At 66.4% G+C, this 20,003-nt stretch carries 15 protein-coding genes; 11 read left to right on the top strand and 4 right to left on the bottom strand.

Annotated elements, in window-relative coordinates:
* Positions 1 to 96 precede the first annotated feature (96 nt).
* The 4 genes from KF907_RS06505 (at position 97) to KF907_RS06490 (ending at position 3,087) form a co-directional block, all read left to right on the top strand.
* Complete coding sequence (locus KF907_RS06505; protein ID WP_291219160.1) at positions 97 to 744, top strand: c-type cytochrome; 648 nt, start codon at positions 97 to 99, stop codon at positions 742 to 744.
* A gap of 82 nt (positions 745 to 826) precedes the next feature.
* Positions 827 to 1,471: a thiol:disulfide interchange protein DsbA/DsbL gene (locus KF907_RS06500; RefSeq protein ID WP_291219158.1), complete on the top strand. Its 645-nt coding sequence runs from the start codon at positions 827 to 829 to the stop codon at positions 1,469 to 1,471.
* A 52-nt stretch (positions 1,472 to 1,523) separates the two neighbouring features.
* On the top strand, positions 1,524 to 2,207 hold the full coding sequence (locus tag KF907_RS06495; protein ID WP_291219156.1) for a thiol:disulfide interchange protein DsbA/DsbL: 684 nt from the start codon (positions 1,524 to 1,526) through the stop codon (positions 2,205 to 2,207).
* A gap of 88 nt (positions 2,208 to 2,295) precedes the next feature.
* Complete coding sequence (locus KF907_RS06490; protein ID WP_291219154.1) at positions 2,296 to 3,087, top strand: endonuclease/exonuclease/phosphatase family protein; 792 nt, start codon at positions 2,296 to 2,298, stop codon at positions 3,085 to 3,087.
* A 113-nt stretch (positions 3,088 to 3,200) separates the two neighbouring features.
* Here KF907_RS06490 and KF907_RS06485 read toward each other — a convergent pair whose 3' ends face one another.
* Positions 3,201 to 3,917, bottom strand: coding sequence for a pseudouridine synthase (locus KF907_RS06485; RefSeq protein WP_291219152.1), 717 nt, complete (start codon positions 3,915 to 3,917; stop codon positions 3,201 to 3,203).
* A gap of 21 nt (positions 3,918 to 3,938) precedes the next feature.
* Here KF907_RS06485 and KF907_RS06480 point away from each other — a divergent pair, with 21 nt between their 5' ends.
* Complete coding sequence (locus KF907_RS06480) at positions 3,939 to 4,358, top strand: hypothetical protein (RefSeq protein WP_291219151.1); 420 nt, start codon at positions 3,939 to 3,941, stop codon at positions 4,356 to 4,358.
* Positions 4,359 to 4,419: 61 nt separating this feature from the next.
* The gene (locus KF907_RS06475; protein WP_291219149.1) at positions 4,420 to 4,713 is read left to right on the top strand and encodes a hypothetical protein; all 294 of its coding nucleotides are present in this window, start codon (positions 4,420 to 4,422) and stop codon (positions 4,711 to 4,713) included.
* A gap of 149 nt (positions 4,714 to 4,862) precedes the next feature.
* On the opposite strand, the gene KF907_RS06470 is transcribed toward KF907_RS06475, so the two are convergent.
* Entirely contained in the window at positions 4,863 to 8,303 is a 3,441-nt protein-coding gene (locus KF907_RS06470; protein WP_291219148.1) for a S8 family serine peptidase, read from the bottom strand.
* 233 nt (positions 8,304 to 8,536) lie between these two features.
* Between KF907_RS06470 and KF907_RS06465 the strand changes: the two genes are divergently transcribed.
* Positions 8,537 to 9,517 (top strand): ribokinase, encoded by a 981-nt coding sequence (locus KF907_RS06465; protein ID WP_291219147.1) that lies wholly within the window; start codon positions 8,537 to 8,539, stop codon positions 9,515 to 9,517.
* A 174-nt stretch (positions 9,518 to 9,691) separates the two neighbouring features.
* Here KF907_RS06465 and KF907_RS06460 read toward each other — a convergent pair whose 3' ends face one another.
* Positions 9,692 to 11,860, bottom strand: a complete 2,169-nt coding sequence (locus tag KF907_RS06460; RefSeq protein WP_291219146.1) for an HzsA-related protein — start codon at positions 11,858 to 11,860, stop codon at positions 9,692 to 9,694.
* 172 nt (positions 11,861 to 12,032) lie between these two features.
* Positions 12,033 to 12,710, bottom strand: coding sequence for a DedA family protein (locus KF907_RS06455; RefSeq protein WP_291219144.1), 678 nt, complete (start codon positions 12,708 to 12,710; stop codon positions 12,033 to 12,035).
* 366 nt (positions 12,711 to 13,076) lie between these two features.
* On the opposite strand from KF907_RS06455, the gene dusB reads away from it, so the two are divergent.
* The 4 genes from dusB to KF907_RS06435 all read left to right on the top strand — a co-directional run bounded on the left by dusB (position 13,077) and on the right by KF907_RS06435 (position 19,894).
* Entirely contained in the window at positions 13,077 to 14,063 is a 987-nt protein-coding gene (gene dusB / locus KF907_RS06450) for a tRNA dihydrouridine synthase DusB (protein ID WP_291219143.1), read from the top strand.
* Positions 14,064 to 14,162: 99 nt separating this feature from the next.
* Positions 14,163 to 15,203, top strand: a complete 1,041-nt coding sequence (locus KF907_RS06445; protein WP_291219142.1) for a LacI family DNA-binding transcriptional regulator — start codon at positions 14,163 to 14,165, stop codon at positions 15,201 to 15,203.
* A 73-nt stretch (positions 15,204 to 15,276) separates the two neighbouring features.
* The gene (locus KF907_RS06440) at positions 15,277 to 18,279 is read left to right on the top strand and encodes a TonB-dependent receptor (RefSeq protein WP_291219141.1); all 3,003 of its coding nucleotides are present in this window, start codon (positions 15,277 to 15,279) and stop codon (positions 18,277 to 18,279) included.
* A gap of 163 nt (positions 18,280 to 18,442) precedes the next feature.
* Positions 18,443 to 19,894, top strand: coding sequence for a glucoamylase family protein (locus tag KF907_RS06435; protein ID WP_291219140.1), 1,452 nt, complete (start codon positions 18,443 to 18,445; stop codon positions 19,892 to 19,894).
* Positions 19,895 to 20,003 lie beyond the last annotated feature (109 nt).

Genomic DNA, 20,003 nt, shown 5'->3' with positions numbered 1-20,003 from the left:
GCCTTCGACGGGCGCGGATAATCCGGCGGTTTCCGCCGGCGTCGGTGCCTTGTGCCCCGAGCCGACGCATCCCCAGTCCCCTAGCGGAGTCAGTGTATGGTTTTTCGGCCCGTTTTTGCTCTGCTGATGCTCGCCACCGCGGGCCTGGCCCAGGCCGAGTCGGTCGAACGCGCCGGACCTGGCGATGCCAAGGCCGGCGAGGCGAAGTCCGCCGTCTGCGCCGCCTGCCACGCCGCCGACGGCAATTCCGCCATCGCCATGTACCCGAAGCTGGCCGGCCAGAACGAGGCCTACATCGCCCGTCAGCTCGCCCAGTTCAAGTCCGGCCAGCGCGACAACGCGATCATGGCGCCGTTCGCGGCGACGCTGTCGGCGCAGGACATGAACGATCTCGGCGCATTCTTCGCCAGCAAGCTGCCGACGTCGGACCTGGCCGACTCGGCCTCCGTCGAACGCGCCCAGCAGCTCTACCGTGCCGGTGATGCCAAGCTCGGCGTGCCCGCCTGCATGGCCTGCCACGGCCCGGATGGTCGCGGCATGGCCGGTTCGGCCTATCCGCAACTGGCCGGCCAGTGGGCCGACTACGTGCAGGCCAAGCTGACCGAATGGCGCGGCGACGTGTCCTGGGGCGACGACGAGCACGCCAAGATCATGCCCGAGATCGCCAAGCGCCTCTCCGACAAGGACATCGCCGACCTCGCCTCGTACGCCCAGGGCCTGCACACGGCCGACGCCGCGAAGTGAATCTTTCGCGGCATCTGCTGTCCGAGGGCGGCATGCGTTTCCTTTCCCCGCGTTGACCACGCCCGTCCCCGGAGTACTGACGATGTCGAAGTTCCTGAGTGCCCTCGTGTTCGGCCTGAGCCTGGCCTGCGCCGCGCATGCGCAAGACATGGGCGAATGGCAGGAAGGCAAGCACTACGAGCTCGTGGCAACGCCGCAGGCGACCACCACCGGCGACAAGGTCGAAGTACTCGAGGCGTTCTCCTACGCATGCCCGGCCTGCAACCAGGCCGTGCCGATCGTCGCCGACATCAAGAAGGCACTGCCGGCCAACGCCGAGTTCGTCTATCTGCCGGTGCAGTTCGCCTCTGATGCCTGGAAGACCTTCGCGCGCGGCTTCTACACCGCGCAGGCGCTCGGCATCGCCGAGAAGGCACACGCTGACCTGTTCCGTGCGATCTACCTCGACAAGAAGATCAACAGCTCGGCGCCGACCATGGATGCGCTGGCCGCCTTCTACGCCAACTACGGCGTCAGCGCCGCCGATTTCCTCGCCACATCGAAGTCGTTTGCGATCGAGACCAAGCTCAAGCGCAACGAGGCCCTGGTCAAGGCACTCGGCATCGACGGCACGCCGGCCTTCGTCGTCAACGGCAAGTACCGCGTCAGCGGTCGTTCGGCCGGTGGCTACGACAAGCTCGGCGCGCTGATCAACCATCTCGTCGCGAAGGAAAGCGCCGGCCGCTGACGCCGGCGCAAGCGACCGCCCGACTCGCCCCTCGAATCCCGGAGAGCCTTCGATGTTCAAGCGCCTCACCCTCGCCTTCGCCGCGCTGCTGATGGCCTGCGCCTTCTCCGCCATGGCGGAAGATCATGCCGGCCACGATCATGGCCCTGCTGCCACACCCGGCGCCGCCGAAGTGGGCAAGAACTACTTCCTTGTCGACCCGCCACAGCCAACCTCGTCGGGCGATCGCGTCGAAGTGCTCGAGGTGTTCAGCTACGCCTGCATCCACTGCGCGCATTTCCAGCCCTATGCCGACGAGCTCAAGACCAAGCTTCCGCAGGGTGCCGCGTTCGCTTACATGCCGGCGGTGTTCAATGCGCAGTGGGAAGCCTATGCGCGCGCGTTCTACGCGGCGCAGTCGCTCGGCGTGCTCGACAAGACCCACCAGGCCGTGTTCGATGCGGTGCACCGCGACCGGCGCCCGCTGCGCTCGTTCGACGACATCGCCGCGCTGTATGGCGAGCACGGCGTCGATGTGGCGAAGTTCAAGGCCGCGTCGACCTCGTTCGAAGTCGAGAGCAAGGTCGCACGCTCGAAAGACCTGGTGCCGAAGCTCGGTGTCGACGGCACGCCGACGGTCATCGTCAACGGCAAGTACCGCATTACCGGCGCCTCGGCGGGTGGGTATCCGCAACTGGTCGCCCTGGTGGAAATGCTCGTCAAGCAGGAACTCGACGCCAAGGCAAAGAAGAAGTGAGTGAAACGACGCGCATGGTTGCCGCGCAAGGCCGCCCGCGGGCGGCCTTTTCGTTCATGCAACGGCTGGCAATCCGACTATTGATCCGATGACCGACGCCCCCGCCACGATCGCCCCTGCACCGCCGACGCAATTGCGCCTGCTGAGCTGCAATATTCTTGCTGGCGGCAGCGTCAAGCGCTATCGCGAGTACGTCACCCATAGCTGGAAGCACGTCGTGCCGGTCGGCAAACGTGCCAACCTCGATGGCCTTGCCGGCCTGCTCGGCGAGTTCGACGTGGTCGGCCTGCAGGAAGCGGATTTCGGCAGCCTGCGCTCGGGCTTCATGAACCAGACCCAGTACCTCGCCGAAACGGCAGGCTTCCCTTACTGGACGCACCAGCCGAACCGGCGCATGGCCAAAGTCGCCGCTTCCAGCAATGGCCTGCTTGCCCGCCTCAAGCCGAGCGAGATCATCGACTATCCGCTGCCCGGCCGCATCCGCGGGCGTGGCGCGCTGTGGGCGCGCTTCGGCGAAGGCAGCGACTCGCTGATCGTCGTCATCGCCCATCTTTCACTCGGTCCCGTCGCGCGCGCGGCCCAGCTCGGCTTCATCACCGAACTGCTCGAAGGCCATCCGAACGCCGTGCTGATGGGCGATCTCAACACGCCCATCGAGAGCCCCGAACTGAGCAACCTGTTTGCGCGCACCGCCCTGGTCACGCCCGACGCACCACCGCCGACCTTCCCGAGCTGGGCACCGAAACGCGCGATCGACCATATCCTCGTCTCGGATTCGCTGAAGGTCGACGAGTTGCGCACCCTGCCCCACCTCGTCTCCGATCACCTGCCCATCGCGGCGACGCTGACCCTGCCCGAAGGGCTCGTGCTCGCGCGTTGATGCACCCTGCGCTTGCGCAGGAGCCCCTTCTGGGGCGATGCATTTTGCTGGTCGTGACGAAGAGCATCACCCGTGAACGGACTCCTGCGGAACAAGAATGCGGATCGCGCGCCTCATGCAACCGACGACCCCTCCGCGAACACCCGCGCGACCTCGCCGTCGTCGAGCACCCGCCATGCGCCCGGCTCGAGATCGCCAAGATCGAGCGCGCCGACGCGCGAGCGGTGCAGGCGTTCGACGCGATTGCCGGTCGCCGCGAACATGCGCCGCACCTGGTGGTAGCGACCTTCGGTGACGGTCAGGCGCGCACACCGCGGACCGAGCACTTCGAGCATCGCCGGCGCAAGCGGCGTGGTTTCCGAATCGAGCATCAGCGTACCGCTGGCGAACAGCGCCGCCTCGTCGCCGCGCAGGTCCTCGGCCAGTTCGGCCTGGTACACCTTCGGCACGTGCTGGCGCGGCGAGATGATCCTGTGCAGCAGCGCACCGTTGTCGGTCAGCAGCAGCAGGCCGCTGGTGTCGCGATCGAGCCGGCCGACCGTCGAAAGCATCGGATCGCGCGCACGCCAGCGCGACGGCAGCAGGTCGTAGACGATGCGCCCGGCATCGCGCGTCGAACAGGTGGCGCCGAGCGGCTTGTTGAGCATGACGACCAGCCCCGGCGCCGGATCGAGCGGCTCGCCATCGACGCGCACGCACTCGTGCGCGACCACGTCGTCGGCATACAACACCTCGCCAGCAGCATCGGTGATGCGCCCCTCACGGAACATCGCCTGCACCTCGCGGCGACTGCCGTAGCCGAGATTGGCGATGAGGCGGACGAGCTTCATTGCCGCGCACCGTCATGGCGGATGACCGGGGAAAGCGCCGGCGGAAACAATCGGAGCACGGAGGGCATCCTCTGCATCGATCGGGAGCGCAACTGTATCCCGATTGATCCCGGCCACCAGCTGGCAGCACACCCCCTCTTGCAGTTGGCGACCCGAGTGTGTCTGGCAAGTGTGGTACAGCGTCGCCATGAAGACGATCAGCAAACGGTCCAGGTGCTGGCCCAGGTGATTTCCGGCAATCCGTTGCTGGTCACCGAGCGCAGCATGACGCGCTGGCGACTCGAAGCCGTCGAAGGCAATCCCGACCCGGCGGAGCGAATGCGCGCGGGAGGGTCACATCGTCGCGGCCAAGACCCGGCCGCTTCCTGGCCGTCGGGCAAGGCACGTTACACGCCCGCCAAGATCGACCCCTTGCTTTCCGACTCGCGGGGCGAGTGCTGACGCGCTGGTATGTCGACGCTGCAATCGCCCTGCATGCCCTTGGGATGTTCTGATCAATCCCTTGCTTGCCGCGGGCGATCCGCGTGTCCGGCGCTGGCCGGAGGCAACGCGCAGCGATGGCGGGGAGGTGATCTCCCCGGCCTTGTTGAATCTTGAGCCGACCCGCGCCCTGCGGCACGAACGGCTTGATCCCGCACCGGTACGGCCGCTACTCGACCGTCTCGACCAGATCAGCATCGATGACGGAATGCTGCATTGTGTCGCCGCCATCGAACACCACGTCAAATCGCTGGATGTCATCCACCTGGCAACCTGTTCCCTGCTGGGCTGCTGGGCGCAGGCGCCACCATGTTGACCCTCGACGCCGCGATGACCACGGCAGCACGACCCCTTGGCCTGGATACGTTCGATCCACTGGGGCCGGGCCTGCGGGTTTGGATTGGAGGGGGCGGGGTGAGCCGCGAACCACCCACCCCGCACATGCGGGGCGGGTGGTGGATCGGATCAGTCGTCGAAGCCGTCGGCGAAGATCACGTCGGTCGTGGCGCAACCCTTTACCTTGACGTCGTCGATGTACCAACCTTCGGCGCCGACCGAGCTGTCGGTGCCGATGCGGAAACGGAACTGTACGTTCTGGCCCGCATACGAGGAGAGGTCGACGATGGTGCGCGTGAAAGGCTTGGTTCCACACCAGGCACGGCGGCCGGCAAGCGGATTGCTGAAGCTCGACGAGATTGCGCCGGTGTACGGATTGGTCAGCAACTGCGCGTCCAGCACCGGGTTGAATGCGCCACCGGCGACGGAAACTTCGAGGAGACCACCGTCGTAGCAGGCCGACGTACCGCTCGCCTCCATCGTGTGCCGACTGTGGAACTCGAGGGTCTGCGGGGCCGAGGCGGCATCCGGTACGGCGATCGTCGGCGAGACCAGCACGGTATCGCTCGTCGCGGCAACGTCCGGCGCGAACCACGAATGGGTCGGGCTGAGCGACTGCGCGGCCGTGATCGACCAGGTATTGGTACCGATCAGCGAACTCGTCGACCAGCCGTTGGTTCCATTCTCGATCGAGTCCTCGAAGACAGTGACGGCAAAGGCATCGAGCGGGCAATCACCCGGTGCCGGGATGGTCGTGAACGAGAATGCCGTACCGTAGGTGCCCGTGCCGCAGCCATTGTTGCCGCGCACGCGCCACCAGTAGCGCGTGCTCGTCGCCAGCGGCGCGCTGAGCGAGTAGGTGGTGGCACTGACGGTGGCAGTGGCGAGAATCGTGGTGAACGCCGCATCGCTGGCGATTTCGATGGTGTAGTCCTGCGCCTGCGGATCGGCTGCCCAGGTGAAGGTCGGCATTGCTGCGACGTTGCCGGCATTGTCAGCCGGTGCCGTCAGCGCCGGCGCAGCGGCAACGCTACCGGCGATGTGCACGCCGACGTTGCGTGACTGCGGACCGCTGGTCGAGGTCGCGTTGACCTGGAACGTGTAGGTGCCTGGCGTGACGGCTGCCGTGTTGCCGAGAGTCAGCGTGGCGCTGTCACCCGGGTTCAGCGGATTCGCACTGAACGTCGCGTTCGCACCGCCAGGCAGGTTGCCGGCGGCCAGCGTGATCGGATCCGCGTAGCCGAGCACCGAACTGGTGTCGATGTCGAAGCTGCCATCGGCGGGGGCGCAGATGGCCGCCGAGGTTGGATCGACTGTCAGCGTATAGGTCGGCTGCTGCACGCAGTTCGTGCAGACGAGGGCGAAATCCTGATCGAGTGGTGTGGCGTTGCCGGGCACGCCATCGCCGACGATCGCCGTGCCCTTGACGCGGATGGTCACCGCGCCGCCGGGATTGGTGATGTAGACGTTCTCGACGTTGTTCTTCGCATCGGCCGTGCCGCCAGTGACCGAGGCACCATTGTTGAAGACATTGCCGAGGTAGGTGTTGGCACCGTCCACCACCTCGAGGTCGAGGTTGTTGACGAGGGCCGGGTTGGCGTTGATCGCGCCCGGGGCATCCGTCCAGGTCAGCGTCACGCGCAGCGGCTTGCTGGTGTCGACGACACCGACGACGAGCTCGTGCGTGGTACCGGTTGCAGTCAGCAGTTCGGTCTGGTCGATGTAGTGGGCGTTGCTGTTGAGGGCGAGGCTGTTGCCGAGATGGACGCGCCCCCAACCCTGATTGTTGTTCGGGATCGGCGTCGTGTCGCTCGGCACTGCACCGTTGACGAGCAGGGCCTTGACCATGGCCGGGCTCGGCGTGGCGCCGCCGTTCGCGGTGCGCCATTTCTCGATCAGCAGGGCCGCCGAGCCGGACACCGACGGCGCAGCCATGCTGGTGCCGCTGCACAGCGCATAGAGATTGGCGGTGCCGGCAATCGAGGTGGCACAGCTCGATGCTCCGGCCACGCGCTTGGTCGAGGCGATCGATTCGCCGGGCGCGGCGACGTTCGGCAGCGTGCGGCCATCGACCGCCGGTCCGCGGCTGCTGAATGACGAGATCGTGTTGATCGCACCCACCCGATAGTTGCGGCTGCTGGCGACGATGATCGGGTTCTTCGCTTCCTTCGGCGCGGTCAGCGTGGTCGCGTTCGGTCCCGAGTTGCCGGCCGAGAACACGAAGATGTACGGCTCGGCGGCCGGCGTGTCGAAATCACCGTCGCGGATCATCGTGTCGAAGGTGCGCTCGGAGGCCTTGTAGCCGTGCGCAGTGCCTTCGCCGGTCGTCCAGCTCGCGTTGGCGCCCTGCGTGCCAGCGGCGATGCCGCGTTTGCTGAGTTCCTGCCAACCTCCGGCCGGTGGCCAGGGCGCGCCGCAATCCACAGTCGAGAACGCGTAGACACGCGCGCCGGGTGCCGCGCCCAGGCCATAGAGGAAGCCGCCGGTGTCGGCGATGTCACCCGAACCGTTGCCGACACCCTGGCCGACGATGATGCCGGCCACATGCGTGCCGTGGCCGCCACCCGAGAAGTCGTTGCCGCCGGTCGTGCTGCAGCCGGGATATGAGAAGCCGCCGGCAATGACCGGTGCGAGATCGGGATGGGTGAGATCGACACCGGTGTCGATCACCGCCCAAGTGACGCCGCTGCCGTTGTAGTTGATCGAAGCGAGCCACGGCAGGTAGCCCGTCTGCGGCACGTTGCTGGCGTTGTAGTTGCCGGCGAGGGTTTGCGTGGCCAGTTCGTCATCGAGCTTGGGTTCAGGGCTGGCATAGCCGAACCACAGCACCTGCGGGATCTGCGCGATGCGTGCCAGGTTGGCGCGGTCGATCTCGATCCAGGCGTCGAAGAATGCCTTGTCGGGTTGTGCCGGCGCCTTCGTCAGCACGCGCGCACCGGCCGCCTCGAGGGCAGCGATGACGGCGCCAACATCGCCGTCGTTGTGGAAATGCACGTCGACGTTGCGGATCAGCCCGCTGCGTGCGGCGAGGTCGTCGTCCATCTTCCAGTCGTCGAGGAAGGCTCCCTGCCAGCGCACATGGTCGGCGGCACCGGCACTTTCGCTGGCGCTGACCGCACCCCACACGAGCACGGCGTTGTGCGGGTAGTACTGCAACGGCGTCAGCCCACGCTGCTTCAGGTCATCGAGCCACTCGGCCTTGGTCGGGCCTTTGAACTGCACGATGCGCAGGCCCTGCTGCTTGAGCGTGGTCGACCAGGCAGAACCTGCTGCCGGCACGATGTCGGCCAGCGGATCGAAATCCACGCGGCCGAAGCGAATGCGATTCGCGTCCTCGGCGATGGTGGCCTTGAGGCCTGCGGCCTGCAGGCGCTCGTACTGTTGCGCATCGAGCTGCAACCAGTGGAAACCTTCGTAAGCGGTCGCATAGATCGGCGTGATGCCGGCCGCAGTAACGGCCCCGATGTCGTCGACGCGAACCGAGATCGTCTCGGCCTGGACAGCCAGTGAAGCACAAGCGCACGCGGTGAACAGGGCCGTACGACCCCGCAGACGGATGAACGGATGCATGGAGCCCCCCCGGGCAGGATGCAGTGGAAGCCGGAAGCTAACACTCCACGGCAGCCAATGCACCGGGGAGGCACCAAGGGATGCTCTGATCAGAGCATCCCAAGCAGGTGCAGGACGCGGGCGGCGCGGGTCATCGGTGAGGTGCCGCAGGGGGCAGGATCAGAGCATAGCCGGCGCGCCGCGATCCATGCGCCTGCTACGATGCACAGCCCGCAGGGAGCCGCAGGTCCACCATGTCATCGAATCGCCTCGAGGTCGTCGTCGTCGGCAGCTATGTGCAGGACCACGTCTGGCTGGCCGACCGCTTTCCGGAAACCGGCGAGACGCTCGCCGCCAACGGCTTCACCACCGGACCGGGTGGCAAGGGCTTCAACCAAGCCGTCGCCTGCCGCCGCCAGGATGCACGGGTGGCCTTCATCGGCGCACTCGGCGACGACCATCTCGGTGCGTTCGCCCGCGATTTCGCCGCGCGCGAGGCGCTCGATGCGCGCTGGCAGACCTGCCCGACCGCACCGACCGCGGCGGCCAGCATCGCCGTCGATCCGCGCGGGGCGAACCGCATCCTGGTCAACCTCGCCGCCAACCTCGAACTCGAAGAAGCCTTCGTCGCGGCACAGGCCGATGCCTTCGCGCAGGCGCGCGTGCTGCTGTGCCAGCTCGAAAACGACCTCACCGCGGTGCGCGCCGCACTCACCCTCGGTGGTCAGCACGGCCTGCTGCGCGTGCTCAATCCGGCGCCGGTGCATCGCGACGTCGACGCGGCCCTGCTCGAAGCCTGCGACGTCATCACGCCGAACGAGCATGAGTTCGTGCAGCTGCTCGAGCGGCTGGTCGGCGAGCGCGTGAAGTCCGACGACCTTGGCCTGCTCGACCAGGCACGCCTGCACGCGCTGTGCCGCAAGCTCGGCGTGCCGACCGTGGTCGTTACGCTCGGCGTGGCCGGCTGCTTCGTCTCGCACGGCGAGGACACGCGCGGCGACGAGGCGCCGTACTACCGCGTCGCCGCCGAGCGCGTGAAGGCCATCGACACGGTCGGCGCCGGCGACGCCTTCAACGGCGCGCTCGCCGCCGCCCTTGCCCGCAACGTCGACGCTGCGTTCAAGCGCAAGATCCGCCACGCCAACCGCGTCGCCGCCCTGAGCACCGAGAAGATCGGCGCCTCGATCGCGATGCCGACCCGTGCCGATGTGGTCGCACGCTTCGGCGAGGAATGACGCCGCGCACGCACCTCAACGCTGCTGTCCTAGGAGCGCGTTCACGGGCGATGCTTGTCGGCGCGATCGACGAGAGCATCGCCCGTGAACGGGCTCCTATCGGGGCACGACGCGCCGCAAATGCAAAAGCATCACGGCTGGTTTTCAACAGCCGAACGGCTGGTCAGCCGTCTCCTACTGGAACCCATTGCGGAAAATCACGTCGATGTTGTCGCGCCAGTGGATCAACAGGTCGCGCAGGGCGAGCGGGCTGTTCTGGGCAGGTCCACCGCCGGCCTGGTTGGTCTGGTTGACGCCGTGGCAGCCATCGCAGACGCGGATGTCGCCTGGCTGCGCCGAGATCCAGTAGCGCTCACGCACGACCGGCGTGCCGTCCGCGGAGGTGCTCTGCCAGACCAGCGCGCGACGCGCCGGCACGAGGGCGGCCACCGAGCCATCACCGGCGATGCGCACGGCGCCGGCCGGTGCGCCGCTGGCCGCCGGCATGAAACGCAGCGCGGCCGCGTCGTGCAGGGGTTGGGCGAGCACGCGCCGACCCGCGGTCGGCGTGTCGATGCCACCGATGCCGCGGATCTGGTCGGCCTGCATGAACTGCATCCAGACGATGTCATAGACCTGCCCGCCGGCGCCGACATGCTGCACGCCGCCCGGCACGCGCAGGTTGAACGGCTGCTGGCGGTCGGCATCGTCACGCGTGGTTGCATCGCGCACGACCAGGGCGGCGAGGTCGTTGCGGGCGAGGAAGTCCTTGAAGTCGGCAGCGGCAACACCGGTCTGCGCGAACACTGCCTGCTCCGGCGCTTCCAGCGGCGTGGTCGGCGCTGGTGGCACCGCTCGTGCGCGCACTTCGACCGGTGAGAGCTCCCACAACGGACCGTTGTAGCTGACCAGCACGTCAGGATCCCAATAGGAAATGTTCTTGCTGATGCCGGCGGTCAGCTCGCCGCCGGCAGCCGGCACGTAACTGCCGCCCGAGGGGGTCAGCAGATGCAGGCGGAACTTGTAGCGTGGGTTTGGATTGGGACGCGTGCCGTCGTTGCCGGCTGCGCCCGGATGGGTGCTGCGTGCGGCAATGAGCTTGCCGTCGGCGAGCACGATCGCATTGCGGTAGTGACCACTGAAGTCGGCCGGCGGAGTGCCGGCATGAATGCCGCGCGTGCTGCGCGGCGTGAGGTAGTCGACCGTGATCGTGTCGGCATTGCGGTCCGGTGGCGCGGTCATGGCGACGATCTGCCCGGACGCGTGCGTGTAGAACTCCGGCGCGTCGATGGCTACGTAGCGGCCCGGCACAGTCGGGTCCTCGGCCAGTTGCAGCCAGTTCTCGGTGACGTTCTGGTTCGGCCGCGCGCCCGGACTGAACTCGACGAGGTTCGGATCGTTGCGCAGGCTGCGGTTGAAGTAGCCGACCAGCTCATGGCGACCAATGTGGTTGATCGTCTCCTCGCCGCTGCCGTCCTGGTTGAGCATCCACGGCAGGAACAGGTTGATCGTGTGACCGTAGCTGGTCGCGGTGTCGTAGCGTGACTCGGGAAACACCTCAGCCGTGGTCGCCAGACGCGGGGCGTCGGCTGCCTCGGAGGCCCAGTTGAAGTTGCCGTGGTTGCCGGCGTCGGCCTGCTGGTCGCGCTGCAGGTGGTCCCAGCGCGTGAAGATGATGCGGCCGTAGCGGTCGACCAACGGCCTGAACGAGCCCGAGGGCGAATGCTGGAGCAGGCTCAGCGCGCCGGTCGCGGGCACCAGCTTCCACAGGCCGGTCGGGGTCGGCGTGGATTCGTATTCGTCATGCTGCGGATACAGGTGACGCGAACCATCGCGGGTACGGTCACTGACGAAGACGATGTCGCCGTTCGACAGATAGGCCGGCTCGACGTTGTTGGTGTCGGCGGGCTGGTTGGGCACCCTTGTTATCGTTACCGTCTGCCCCTGGCCGAAACCGGTGACTTCGTAGAGTTGCCAGTAGTAGCTGTTCCACTGGTACTGCGTCGGCGCGCCAACGACCATGCTGAAGATGGCCTTGGTGCCGCTCCAGTGCACGGCCGGGTCACGCACCGCGATCGCGTTGGCGCCCTGCAACCCGCTCATGCCGTAGCCGGCTTCCTGGGTCAGGTTGCGCAGGCTGCCATTCGGATAGCGGATGTACAGGTCGCCGCCGCGACCGGCCGAGTTCATCGCGCCGCGATGGTTGGCGAACACCGCACCGATCGAGGCGAAGTCGTCGCTGATCGGAAACTGGGTGACGAACATCACCGGATTCGCCAGCGTGGGTCCCTGCGCCTGCGCCTGCGCCGCGCAGGCCAGGCCCAGCAGCGCCGCACCGAGTGTCTCAAGCCAGGCATTCTTCATCACGTTCCCACCCCCGGAAGTCCATGTACCCGCGCGCAAGCCCGAAGCGAACGGCCGGCGCATACTGTGCACGAGCATGCCCGCCGATCAGGGCACCGTGTCACGATTCCACAATAACGAGAAAACGTGGCGCAGGGCGCCACGGGGCACCTCGATCGTTTCGGCCCGGAGATCAGCCGGCACGCTGCTGCCGACGCAACTCGCGCAGGCGTAGCAGGCTGCGGCGCCTGAGGATGCGCCGCCTGTAGTAGATGAAGACGATCGCCGCCAGCACGGCCAGCACGGCGAACACGACGAACTTGCCGCGGCGCAACCAGGTCAGCAGCCACTCGTGGTTTTGCGCGCCGTAGTAGCCGAGGTAGACCCACAGCGGCACGCTGATGAGCGCGGCCAGGCCGTCGAGCGCGAGGAACTTGAGGAACGACACGCGCCGCGTCATGCCGGCGGTGAGATAGATCGGCGAGCGCAGGCCGGGGAGGAAGCGCGCGACGAACATCAGGCGCGTCCCGTGGCGGCTGAACTTCGCCTGCACGCGTGCGTAGCGACGCGGCGTGAGCAGGTAGGCGACCCAGCGCAGACGCAGCGCGCGCGTGCCGAACACTCGACCAACGATGAACATCAGCGAATCGCCGGCGAGCACGCCGACCAGACCGACCGCGCACATCACATGCACGTTGGCGTATTCGAGTCCGGCGATGACGCCGCCGGCGACGAGGGTGATGTCCTCGGGAATCGGCACGCCGAAACCACAGATCAGCAACACCACGAACACAGCCATGTAGCCGTTCTCGGTGAAGAAGCGGATCAGGGTGTCGAGCAGATCCATCAGCGGCGACACCGATGCGGGCATCGGCGCGGCGATCGATCGATGCGTGGGCGAATCGGCATCGGCGCGGCGCGTAGGTGGCGTTGAGCGGCGTGCAGTTTAGCAGGGCGCTTTGGGGGCCAGGGTCTGGGGACGCCCTGATCGATCCCACAACGGCGTCACCGTCCTGTGCGGGCGCAGATCCCGGTGCAACGCCGAGCTGCGCCCGCACAGGACGGCCCCAACCTTTTGATTCCCCATGACGGGGTGACATCCGCAAGGCCCGCAGCGCGGCGTGCGCGGCAAGCCCAGGCAACCAGCCTGCGCCTCGCCACGCCCACGCCGCTGCGAACCTTGCGGATGTCATGACGCCATTGTGGGATTGATCAGGTCATCCCTAAACTGCCGCACATGCACATCGGCCCCTACCTCATCGATCCGCCTGTCGTGCTCGCGCCGATGGCAGGCGTCACCGACAAGCCGTTCCGCCAGCTGTGCAAGCGGCTCGGCGCGGGCTTGGCAGTGTCGGAAATGACCGCTTCCGATCCGCGTTTGTGGCATACGCGCAAATCGCTGCAGCGCATGGACCATGTCGGCGAACCGGCACCGGTGTCGGTACAGATCGCCGGTCACGACCCGGCCATGCTCGCCGATGCCGCACGCTACAACGTCGATCACGGAGCGCAGATCGTCGACATCAACATGGGTTGCCCGGCCAAGAAGGTCTGCAATGTCTGGGCGGGCTCGGCTCTGCTGCAGGACGAGGCCCTGGTCGCGCGCATCCTCGAAGCCGTCGTCGCCGCCGTCGACGTGCCGGTCACGCTGAAGATTCGCACCGGCTGGAACCGAGACAACCGCAACGGCGTCGCCATCGCGCGCATTGCCGAGGCCGCCGGCATCGCCGCGCTGGCCGTGCACGGACGCACGCGCGCCGACCTCTACGCCGGCGAAGCCGAATACGCGACGATCGCCGCGATCAAGCGCGCCGTGCACATCCCCGTGCTCGCCAACGGCGACATCGACTCGCCGCGCAAGGCACGTGCCGTGCTCGACGCCACCGGCGCCGACGCGGTCATGGTCGGGCGGGCCGCGCAGGGGCGGCCCTGGATCCTCGGCGAGATCGCGAGCTTTCTTGCCGACGGCCGCGAACCGGCAGCGCCGACACCGGCCGAAGTCGGCACGATCCTGGTCGAACACCTCGAATCGCTGTACGCCTTCTACGGCGAACACCAGGGCGTGCGCATCGCGCGCAAGCACCTCGGCTGGTACGCGAAGGACCGCCCCGAGAACGCCGGCTTCCGCCAGGTCGTCAACGCCGCCGAGGATGCCGGCCTGCAACTGCGCCTGACCCGCGACTACTTCGCTCGCCTGGCCGACCAGCAAGCGTTGGCTGCCTGATCGGACGGCGCCACCGCAGCCTACTGCTGTGTTGCAGCATGACAAACCCAGATCCGACACCGCACCATGTAAACGATTACATCGCGGACTGCGACCGTGATGGCCAAGGGGCTGGTGGGCATGCCGGTGACGATCAAAGACGTTGCACGCGAAGCGAACGTGTCGGTCGCGACCGTCTCGCGTGCGCTCAACGGCCACACCAACGTCACCCCTGCGATGCGCAGCCGCATCCTCGAGATCGCGGCGCGTCTGCGTTACATGCCGCATGGCGCCGCGCGCAGCCTCATCACGCGCCGTACGCAGACGATCGGCGTAATCGTGCCCGACCTGTACGGCGAGTTCTTTTCCGAACTGATGCGCGGCATGGACGTGGCCGCGCGCGAACACAACCTGCACCTGCTGGTGTCGAGTTCGCACGGATCGGCCGAGGAAACTGCCGACGCACTGCGCGCGCTCAGCGGACGCGTCGACGGCCTGCTGGTGATGTCGCCGCACGCCGATGCCGAACTGCTCGCGAAGAACCTGCCACCGGGCGTGCCGACCGTGCTGATGAACACACGTGCCGGCGACGGCGACCACCACACGCTGGCGATCGACAACTACGGCGGCGCACGCACGATGGTCGAGCACCTGCTCGGCTGCGGTCACCACCGCATCGTCATGATCGCCGGCCCCGAACACAACTTCGACGCCGACGAGCGCCTGCGCGGCGTGCGCGACACACTCGCCGGTCGTAACGACAGCGAACTGATCGTGTTGCGCGGCGACTTCAGCGAAAAGTCCGGGTACTTCGCCGGCATCGAGATCAACCGCATGGTGCAGCGACCCGACGCCGTGTTTGCCGCCAACGACATGATGGCGCTCGGTTGCCTGTTTGCGCTGCAGGTCGCCGGCATCTCGGTACCACGAGACATTGCCCTGGCCGGCTTCGACGACATCCCGATGGCGCGCTTCGTCACACCGCCACTGACCACCATGCGCGTCAAGATCGCCGAGCTCGGCGAACGCGCAGCACGCACGCTGATCGCCACGCTGGCCGGCGACGACGTCCAGCCGCACGCGATCGGCGCCCCCGAACTGATCGTCCGCGAATCCTGCGGCGCGCAGCCCGTCGCGTGCACCCCAGGCCATTCCCGCTGACAAGAGATTCCACGCACCACGCGTCAACCGACCGCTGTCCAACAAACACGCTCACCCTCGGAGGGGAGAAGCCATGAGTCACCGTACCGCTTCAGCCACACGATTCCCGCAACCACGGCTGCTTGCAGCCGCACTGGCGACGTGCCTGCTCACCGCCGTCCCCGCCGCGTTCGCACAAGCCACGGCAGCCAGCGTACGCGGCCAGGTCACCAACGCCACCGGCCCCGCCGGTAGCGCCGAGATCACGGCGACGAACATCGCCACCGGCCTTGTCCGCCGCGTGCAGAGCAACGCCAATGGCGCCTATTCACTGGCCGGCCTGCCGCCCGGCACCTGGCGCATCGACGTGACCGCCGACGGCGCGACGAGTTCGCGGACCATCATCCTCCAGGTCGGTCAGGTCGCAACCCTCGACCTCGCCGTCGACGGAGGCGCACCGATCGACACGGCGACGATGGACACGGTAACGGTGACCGCACAGGCGATCGCTGAAACGAAGACTTCGGAAATCGCCACCTACATCTCGCAGAAACAGATCGACGCGATCCCGCAGATCAACCGCAACTTCCTCGCCTTCGCCGACACCGTGCCGGGCGTGATCTTCTCGCAGAACAGCGATGGCACGACCAAGCTGCGCAGCGGCGGCCAGAACTCGAACGGCATCAATGTCTTCATCGACGGCGTCGGCCAGAAGAACTACGTCCTCAAGGGCGGCATCAGCGGCCAGGACGGTTCGCGCGGCAATCCATTCCCGCAGTCGGCGATCGGCGAATACAAGGTCATCACGCAGAACTACAAGGCCGAGTTCGACCAGATCAGCAGCGCGGCGATCGTCGCGCTGACCAAGTCCGGCAGCAACGAACTGCACGGTGACGCGTTCTTCGACTACACGCATGAAGGCTGGCGCGCGATCCGTCCCGCCGAACGCGCCGGCGGCAAGAAGATCGAGACCATGGACAAGCAGTACGGCGCCTCGCTCGGCGGCCCGATCATCAAGGACACGCTGTTCTTCTTCGCCTCATACGAATACAAGGAAATCATCACCCCTGGCGAGGTGGCGATCGGCGACAACTCGGTGCCGATCTCGCTGCTGCCGCCGGCGGCACAGGCCGAACTCGGCCCAACGTCGACACCCTTCGAAGAAGATCTCTACTTCGCCAAGCTGACCTGGACACCCGACGAGAACAACCTGTTCGAACTCTCCGGCAAGCACCGCGTCGAGGACGATATACAGGGCAACACGGGTGCCAATGCCTATTCCTTCGCCAGCACCAAGCACCAGGAGGAAACGCGCACCGACCTGCGCTGGCAGTTCATCTCGGGCAACTGGCTCAACGACGCCCACATCACCTTCGAGGACTCGACCTACGAACCGAAGCCTCTGACCCTAGACGGCTACGGATCGCACTACGTGTTCTTCCGTCCGAGCGACAACCAGCAGCGCAGCCTGCTCAATGTCGGCGCCGGCGAGAACTACCAGAACAAGGGCCAGAAAGGCTGGGCGATCCAGGACGATCTGACCTGGTCGGGCCTCGAGTGGGCCGGCAACCATGTGTTCAAGGGTGGATTCAAGTACAAGGAAATCGAGATCAGGGCCTTTGAGCGACAGCCCTACAGCCCGCAATACTTTTTCGACGTCTACGGCAGCCTCAGCATCCCGTTCCAGGTCCAGTTCGGCGAACCGGTCCCCGGGCGCGATCCGAACGTGGTGACCACCTCCAAGCAGTTCGGCATCTATTTCCAGGACGACTGGGAAGTCAACAGCAAGCTGACGCTCAACCTCGGCCTGCGTTGGGACTACGAGAAGGTGCCAAGCTATCTCGACTATCGCCCGAGCGCCGAGCTCGCCTCCGCGCTGCGCAGCTGGGCCAACCTCCAGAACGCCGACTACGACATCGAGAACTTCATCGGCAACGGCAGCAACCGAAAGGCATTCAAGGACGCCTGGCAGCCGCGACTCGGCTTCTCGTACGATCTGTTCGAGGATCAGCGCCACGTGATCTTCGGCGGTGCCGGACGCGCCTACGACCGCAACCTGTTCGACTACCTCGCGCTCGAACGCTCGAAAGGCTCGTATCCGCGCTATGTGTTCAACTTCGACACCGTGAGCCGTCCCTGCGAAGTCGGTGTCGGCAACTGCCTGGCCTGGGATCCCGCATATTTCAACCGGGCCAGTCTCGCCGCGCTGGTCGCAACCAACCCGAATATCGGCGGCGAGGTCAATCTCCTCAGCAACGACCTCAAGACGCCGTACTCGGACCAGTTCAGTCTCGGCATGCGCAACACCGTGACGATGGGTGGCATCGACTGGAATACCTCGGCCACGCTCTCCTACGTCGAGAGCAAGGACGGCATCTACTTCGCGCTCGGCAACCGCTGGCCGAACGGCAGCTTCCGCGAAAATCCCGCGTGGACTTGGGGCGGCCAGCCCTGGGGCCAGCCCATTCCCGGCTTCGGCACGCTGATCATTGCCGACAATGGCATCGAGACACGCACCAAATCGGCGCTGTTCTCGCTCGAAAAACCCTACACGGAAGATTCGGGCTGGGGCGTGACCTTCGCCTACACATACACCCATGCACGCGAGAACCGGCTCAATGCCGCACTCAATGACGAACACTATGTTTTCGACTATCCGAACCCGGATGGTCAGGGCTTCCTGCGCTCGCTCGGCATCCCACGCCACCGTCTCGTCGTCACCGGCATCCTCGACGGCCCGGGGGGCGTGATGTACTCGGCCAAGGCGACGTTCGCGAGCCCGGTGCCGAAGGAAGCGGTCAACTGCTACGACGCCACCAGCTTCAACGGTTGTTTCTTCGACCCGTACACGCCTGACGGCACGTTCGGCACGAAACAGATCGATCTGGCCGCGACGAAGTACTGGGACCTCGGCGAAGGCATCGCCATCCGCCTGCGTGCCGACGTGCTCAACGTGCTCAACACCTACAACTGGGACAATTATGAAACTTGGCGAGGCGGCCCAGGCTCGCCGAACGCCAACTTCGGCAACCGCAACGGCAATGGCATCACCACACCGACGCGCACGTTCAAGTTGTCGCTGGGTATCAGCTTCTGATGACGTGACACGGCCGCGCCCGCAACGGGCGCGGCTGCGGGAAACACCAGCCCATTCGCGGTTGAAGCCGCGAATGGGGCGGCTCCGGGCATCCCAAGCCCACCAGCCTGGCCGCCGCGTCTCGGCGCGGTGACCGGATTCTTCACCTTCCGAGAGATCACCGATGTCGCGTTTCCTTGCCTGCTCGATGCTCACCGCCAGCCTCGTTGTCGCCGGCTGCGGCGCCTCGCCACCGCCGGCACCCGCACCGGACCCGGCCCCATCGAGGGCCCTGCCGCCGCTCGTCGACGACTTGCAACAGCGCACGTTCCGCTGGTTCTGGGAGCACACGCGCGAGGACAACGGACTCATCCCGGACCGTACGCCGCATACCGAACCGTTCTCGAGCATCGCCGCGATCGGTTTCGGCCTGACCGCATACGCGATCGGCGTCGAGCGCGGCTGGATCACGCGACAACAGGCCCGCGATCACACGCTCAGGGTGCTGCGCTACCTGCGCTCGCTGCCGCAGGGCGCGAGCTTCGAGGACGATGCCGGCTACCATGGCTTCTTCTATCACTTTCTCGGCCTCGCCAACGGCCGCCGCTATGCGCGCTGGGTCGAGGTGTCTTCGGTCGACACCGCGCTGCTGCTCGGCGGCGTGCTATTCGCGCAGTCGTACTACGATCGCGAGGATCCAGCCGAAGGCGAGATCCGCGACCTCGCCGACCAGCTCTACCGCGCAGTCGAGTGGCCGTGGCTGCAGGAACGCCCGCCGCTGATATCGATGGGCTGGGTGCCCGAGAATGGCATCATCAGTCACGACTGGGAGGGTTACAACGAAGCGATGATCGTCTACATCCTCGCCCTCGGCTCACCGACGCATCCGGTCGATCCGAGCGCGTGGTCGGCATGGACGCGCACCTATGCACGCAGCTACGGCGAATTCCACGGCCACAAGTACCTGTCGTTCGCCCCGCATTTCGGCCACCAGTACTCGCACGCCTGGATCGACTTCCGCGGCATCCAGGACGAGTGGATGCGCAAGGAGGGCTTCGACTATTTCGAGAACAGCCGTCGCGCCACGCTCGCCCAGCGCGCCTACGCGATCGCCAACCCGATGGGCTGGAAGGGCTACGGCGGCGACGTCTGGGGCCTTACCGCCAGCGACGGGCCGCGTGTCACGAACAGGATCTACAACCTGCAGCCGCGCCAGTTCCGCCACTATTCGGCGCGCGGTGCCGGCATCGCCGATGCCTTCGACGACGGCACGCTCGCACCCACGGCCGCGGCGGCCTCGATCGCGTTCGCGCCGGAGATCGTGATTCCAGCGATCGAGGCAATGCACGCACGCTACGGCGAGGCGATCTGGCGCGAACATGGCTTCATCGACGCCTTCAACCCGAGCTTCACCTGGAATGATGAACCGGCCCAGACCGGATACATCGACCCACAACTCGGCTGGATCGACGACAACTTCATCGGCATCGACCAGGGCCCTATCGTGCTCATGATCGAGAACCATCGCAACGGTTTCGTCTGGGACGTGATGAAGCGCAACCCCTACATCCGCAAGGGCCTCGAACGCGCAGGGTTCAGCGGCGGCTGGCTCGACCAGCCGGTGCCGACGAAATGAGCGCGCAGGTGCGGACGGGAAGCTCATGGGAGTGGCCTGGGCCGCGATCTTTCCGACTGCATCGCGGAGCATCGCAACCTGTCTTCCACAGCCGAAGGGCTGGTCGGCC

The organism is Dokdonella sp. (genome assembly GCF_019634775.1).
Classification (GTDB): Bacteria; Pseudomonadota; Gammaproteobacteria; order Xanthomonadales; family Rhodanobacteraceae; genus Dokdonella.
Note: the sequence above shows the minus strand (reverse complement) of the source record. Positions and strands in the feature narration are given on the sequence as shown.

Excerpts from the sequence above, each read along its gene's own strand:
- KF907_RS06505 (WP_291219160.1), top strand. The coding sequence starts at position 97 with ATGGTTTTTCGGCCCGTTTTTGCTCTGCTGATGCTCGCCACCGCGGGC.
- KF907_RS06500 (WP_291219158.1), top strand. The coding sequence starts at position 827 with ATGTCGAAGTTCCTGAGTGCCCTCGTGTTCGGCCTGAGCCTGGCCTGC.
- KF907_RS06495 (WP_291219156.1), top strand. The coding sequence starts at position 1,524 with ATGTTCAAGCGCCTCACCCTCGCCTTCGCCGCGCTGCTGATGGCCTGC.
- KF907_RS06490 (WP_291219154.1), top strand. The coding sequence starts at position 2,296 with ATGACCGACGCCCCCGCCACGATCGCCCCTGCACCGCCGACGCAATTG.
- KF907_RS06485 (WP_291219152.1), bottom strand. The coding sequence starts at position 3,917 with ATGAAGCTCGTCCGCCTCATCGCCAATCTCGGCTACGGCAGTCGCCGC.
- KF907_RS06480 (WP_291219151.1), top strand. The coding sequence starts at position 3,939 with ATGACCGGGGAAAGCGCCGGCGGAAACAATCGGAGCACGGAGGGCATC.
- KF907_RS06470 (WP_291219148.1), bottom strand. The coding sequence starts at position 8,303 with ATGCATCCGTTCATCCGTCTGCGGGGTCGTACGGCCCTGTTCACCGCG.
- KF907_RS06465 (WP_291219147.1), top strand. The coding sequence starts at position 8,537 with ATGTCATCGAATCGCCTCGAGGTCGTCGTCGTCGGCAGCTATGTGCAG.
- KF907_RS06460 (WP_291219146.1), bottom strand. The coding sequence starts at position 11,860 with ATGAAGAATGCCTGGCTTGAGACACTCGGTGCGGCGCTGCTGGGCCTG.
- KF907_RS06455 (WP_291219144.1), bottom strand. The coding sequence starts at position 12,710 with ATGCCCGCATCGGTGTCGCCGCTGATGGATCTGCTCGACACCCTGATC.
- dusB (WP_291219143.1), top strand. The coding sequence starts at position 13,077 with ATGCACATCGGCCCCTACCTCATCGATCCGCCTGTCGTGCTCGCGCCG.
- KF907_RS06445 (WP_291219142.1), top strand. The coding sequence starts at position 14,163 with ATGGCCAAGGGGCTGGTGGGCATGCCGGTGACGATCAAAGACGTTGCA.
- KF907_RS06440 (WP_291219141.1), top strand. The coding sequence starts at position 15,277 with ATGAGTCACCGTACCGCTTCAGCCACACGATTCCCGCAACCACGGCTG.
- KF907_RS06435 (WP_291219140.1), top strand. The coding sequence starts at position 18,443 with ATGTCGCGTTTCCTTGCCTGCTCGATGCTCACCGCCAGCCTCGTTGTC.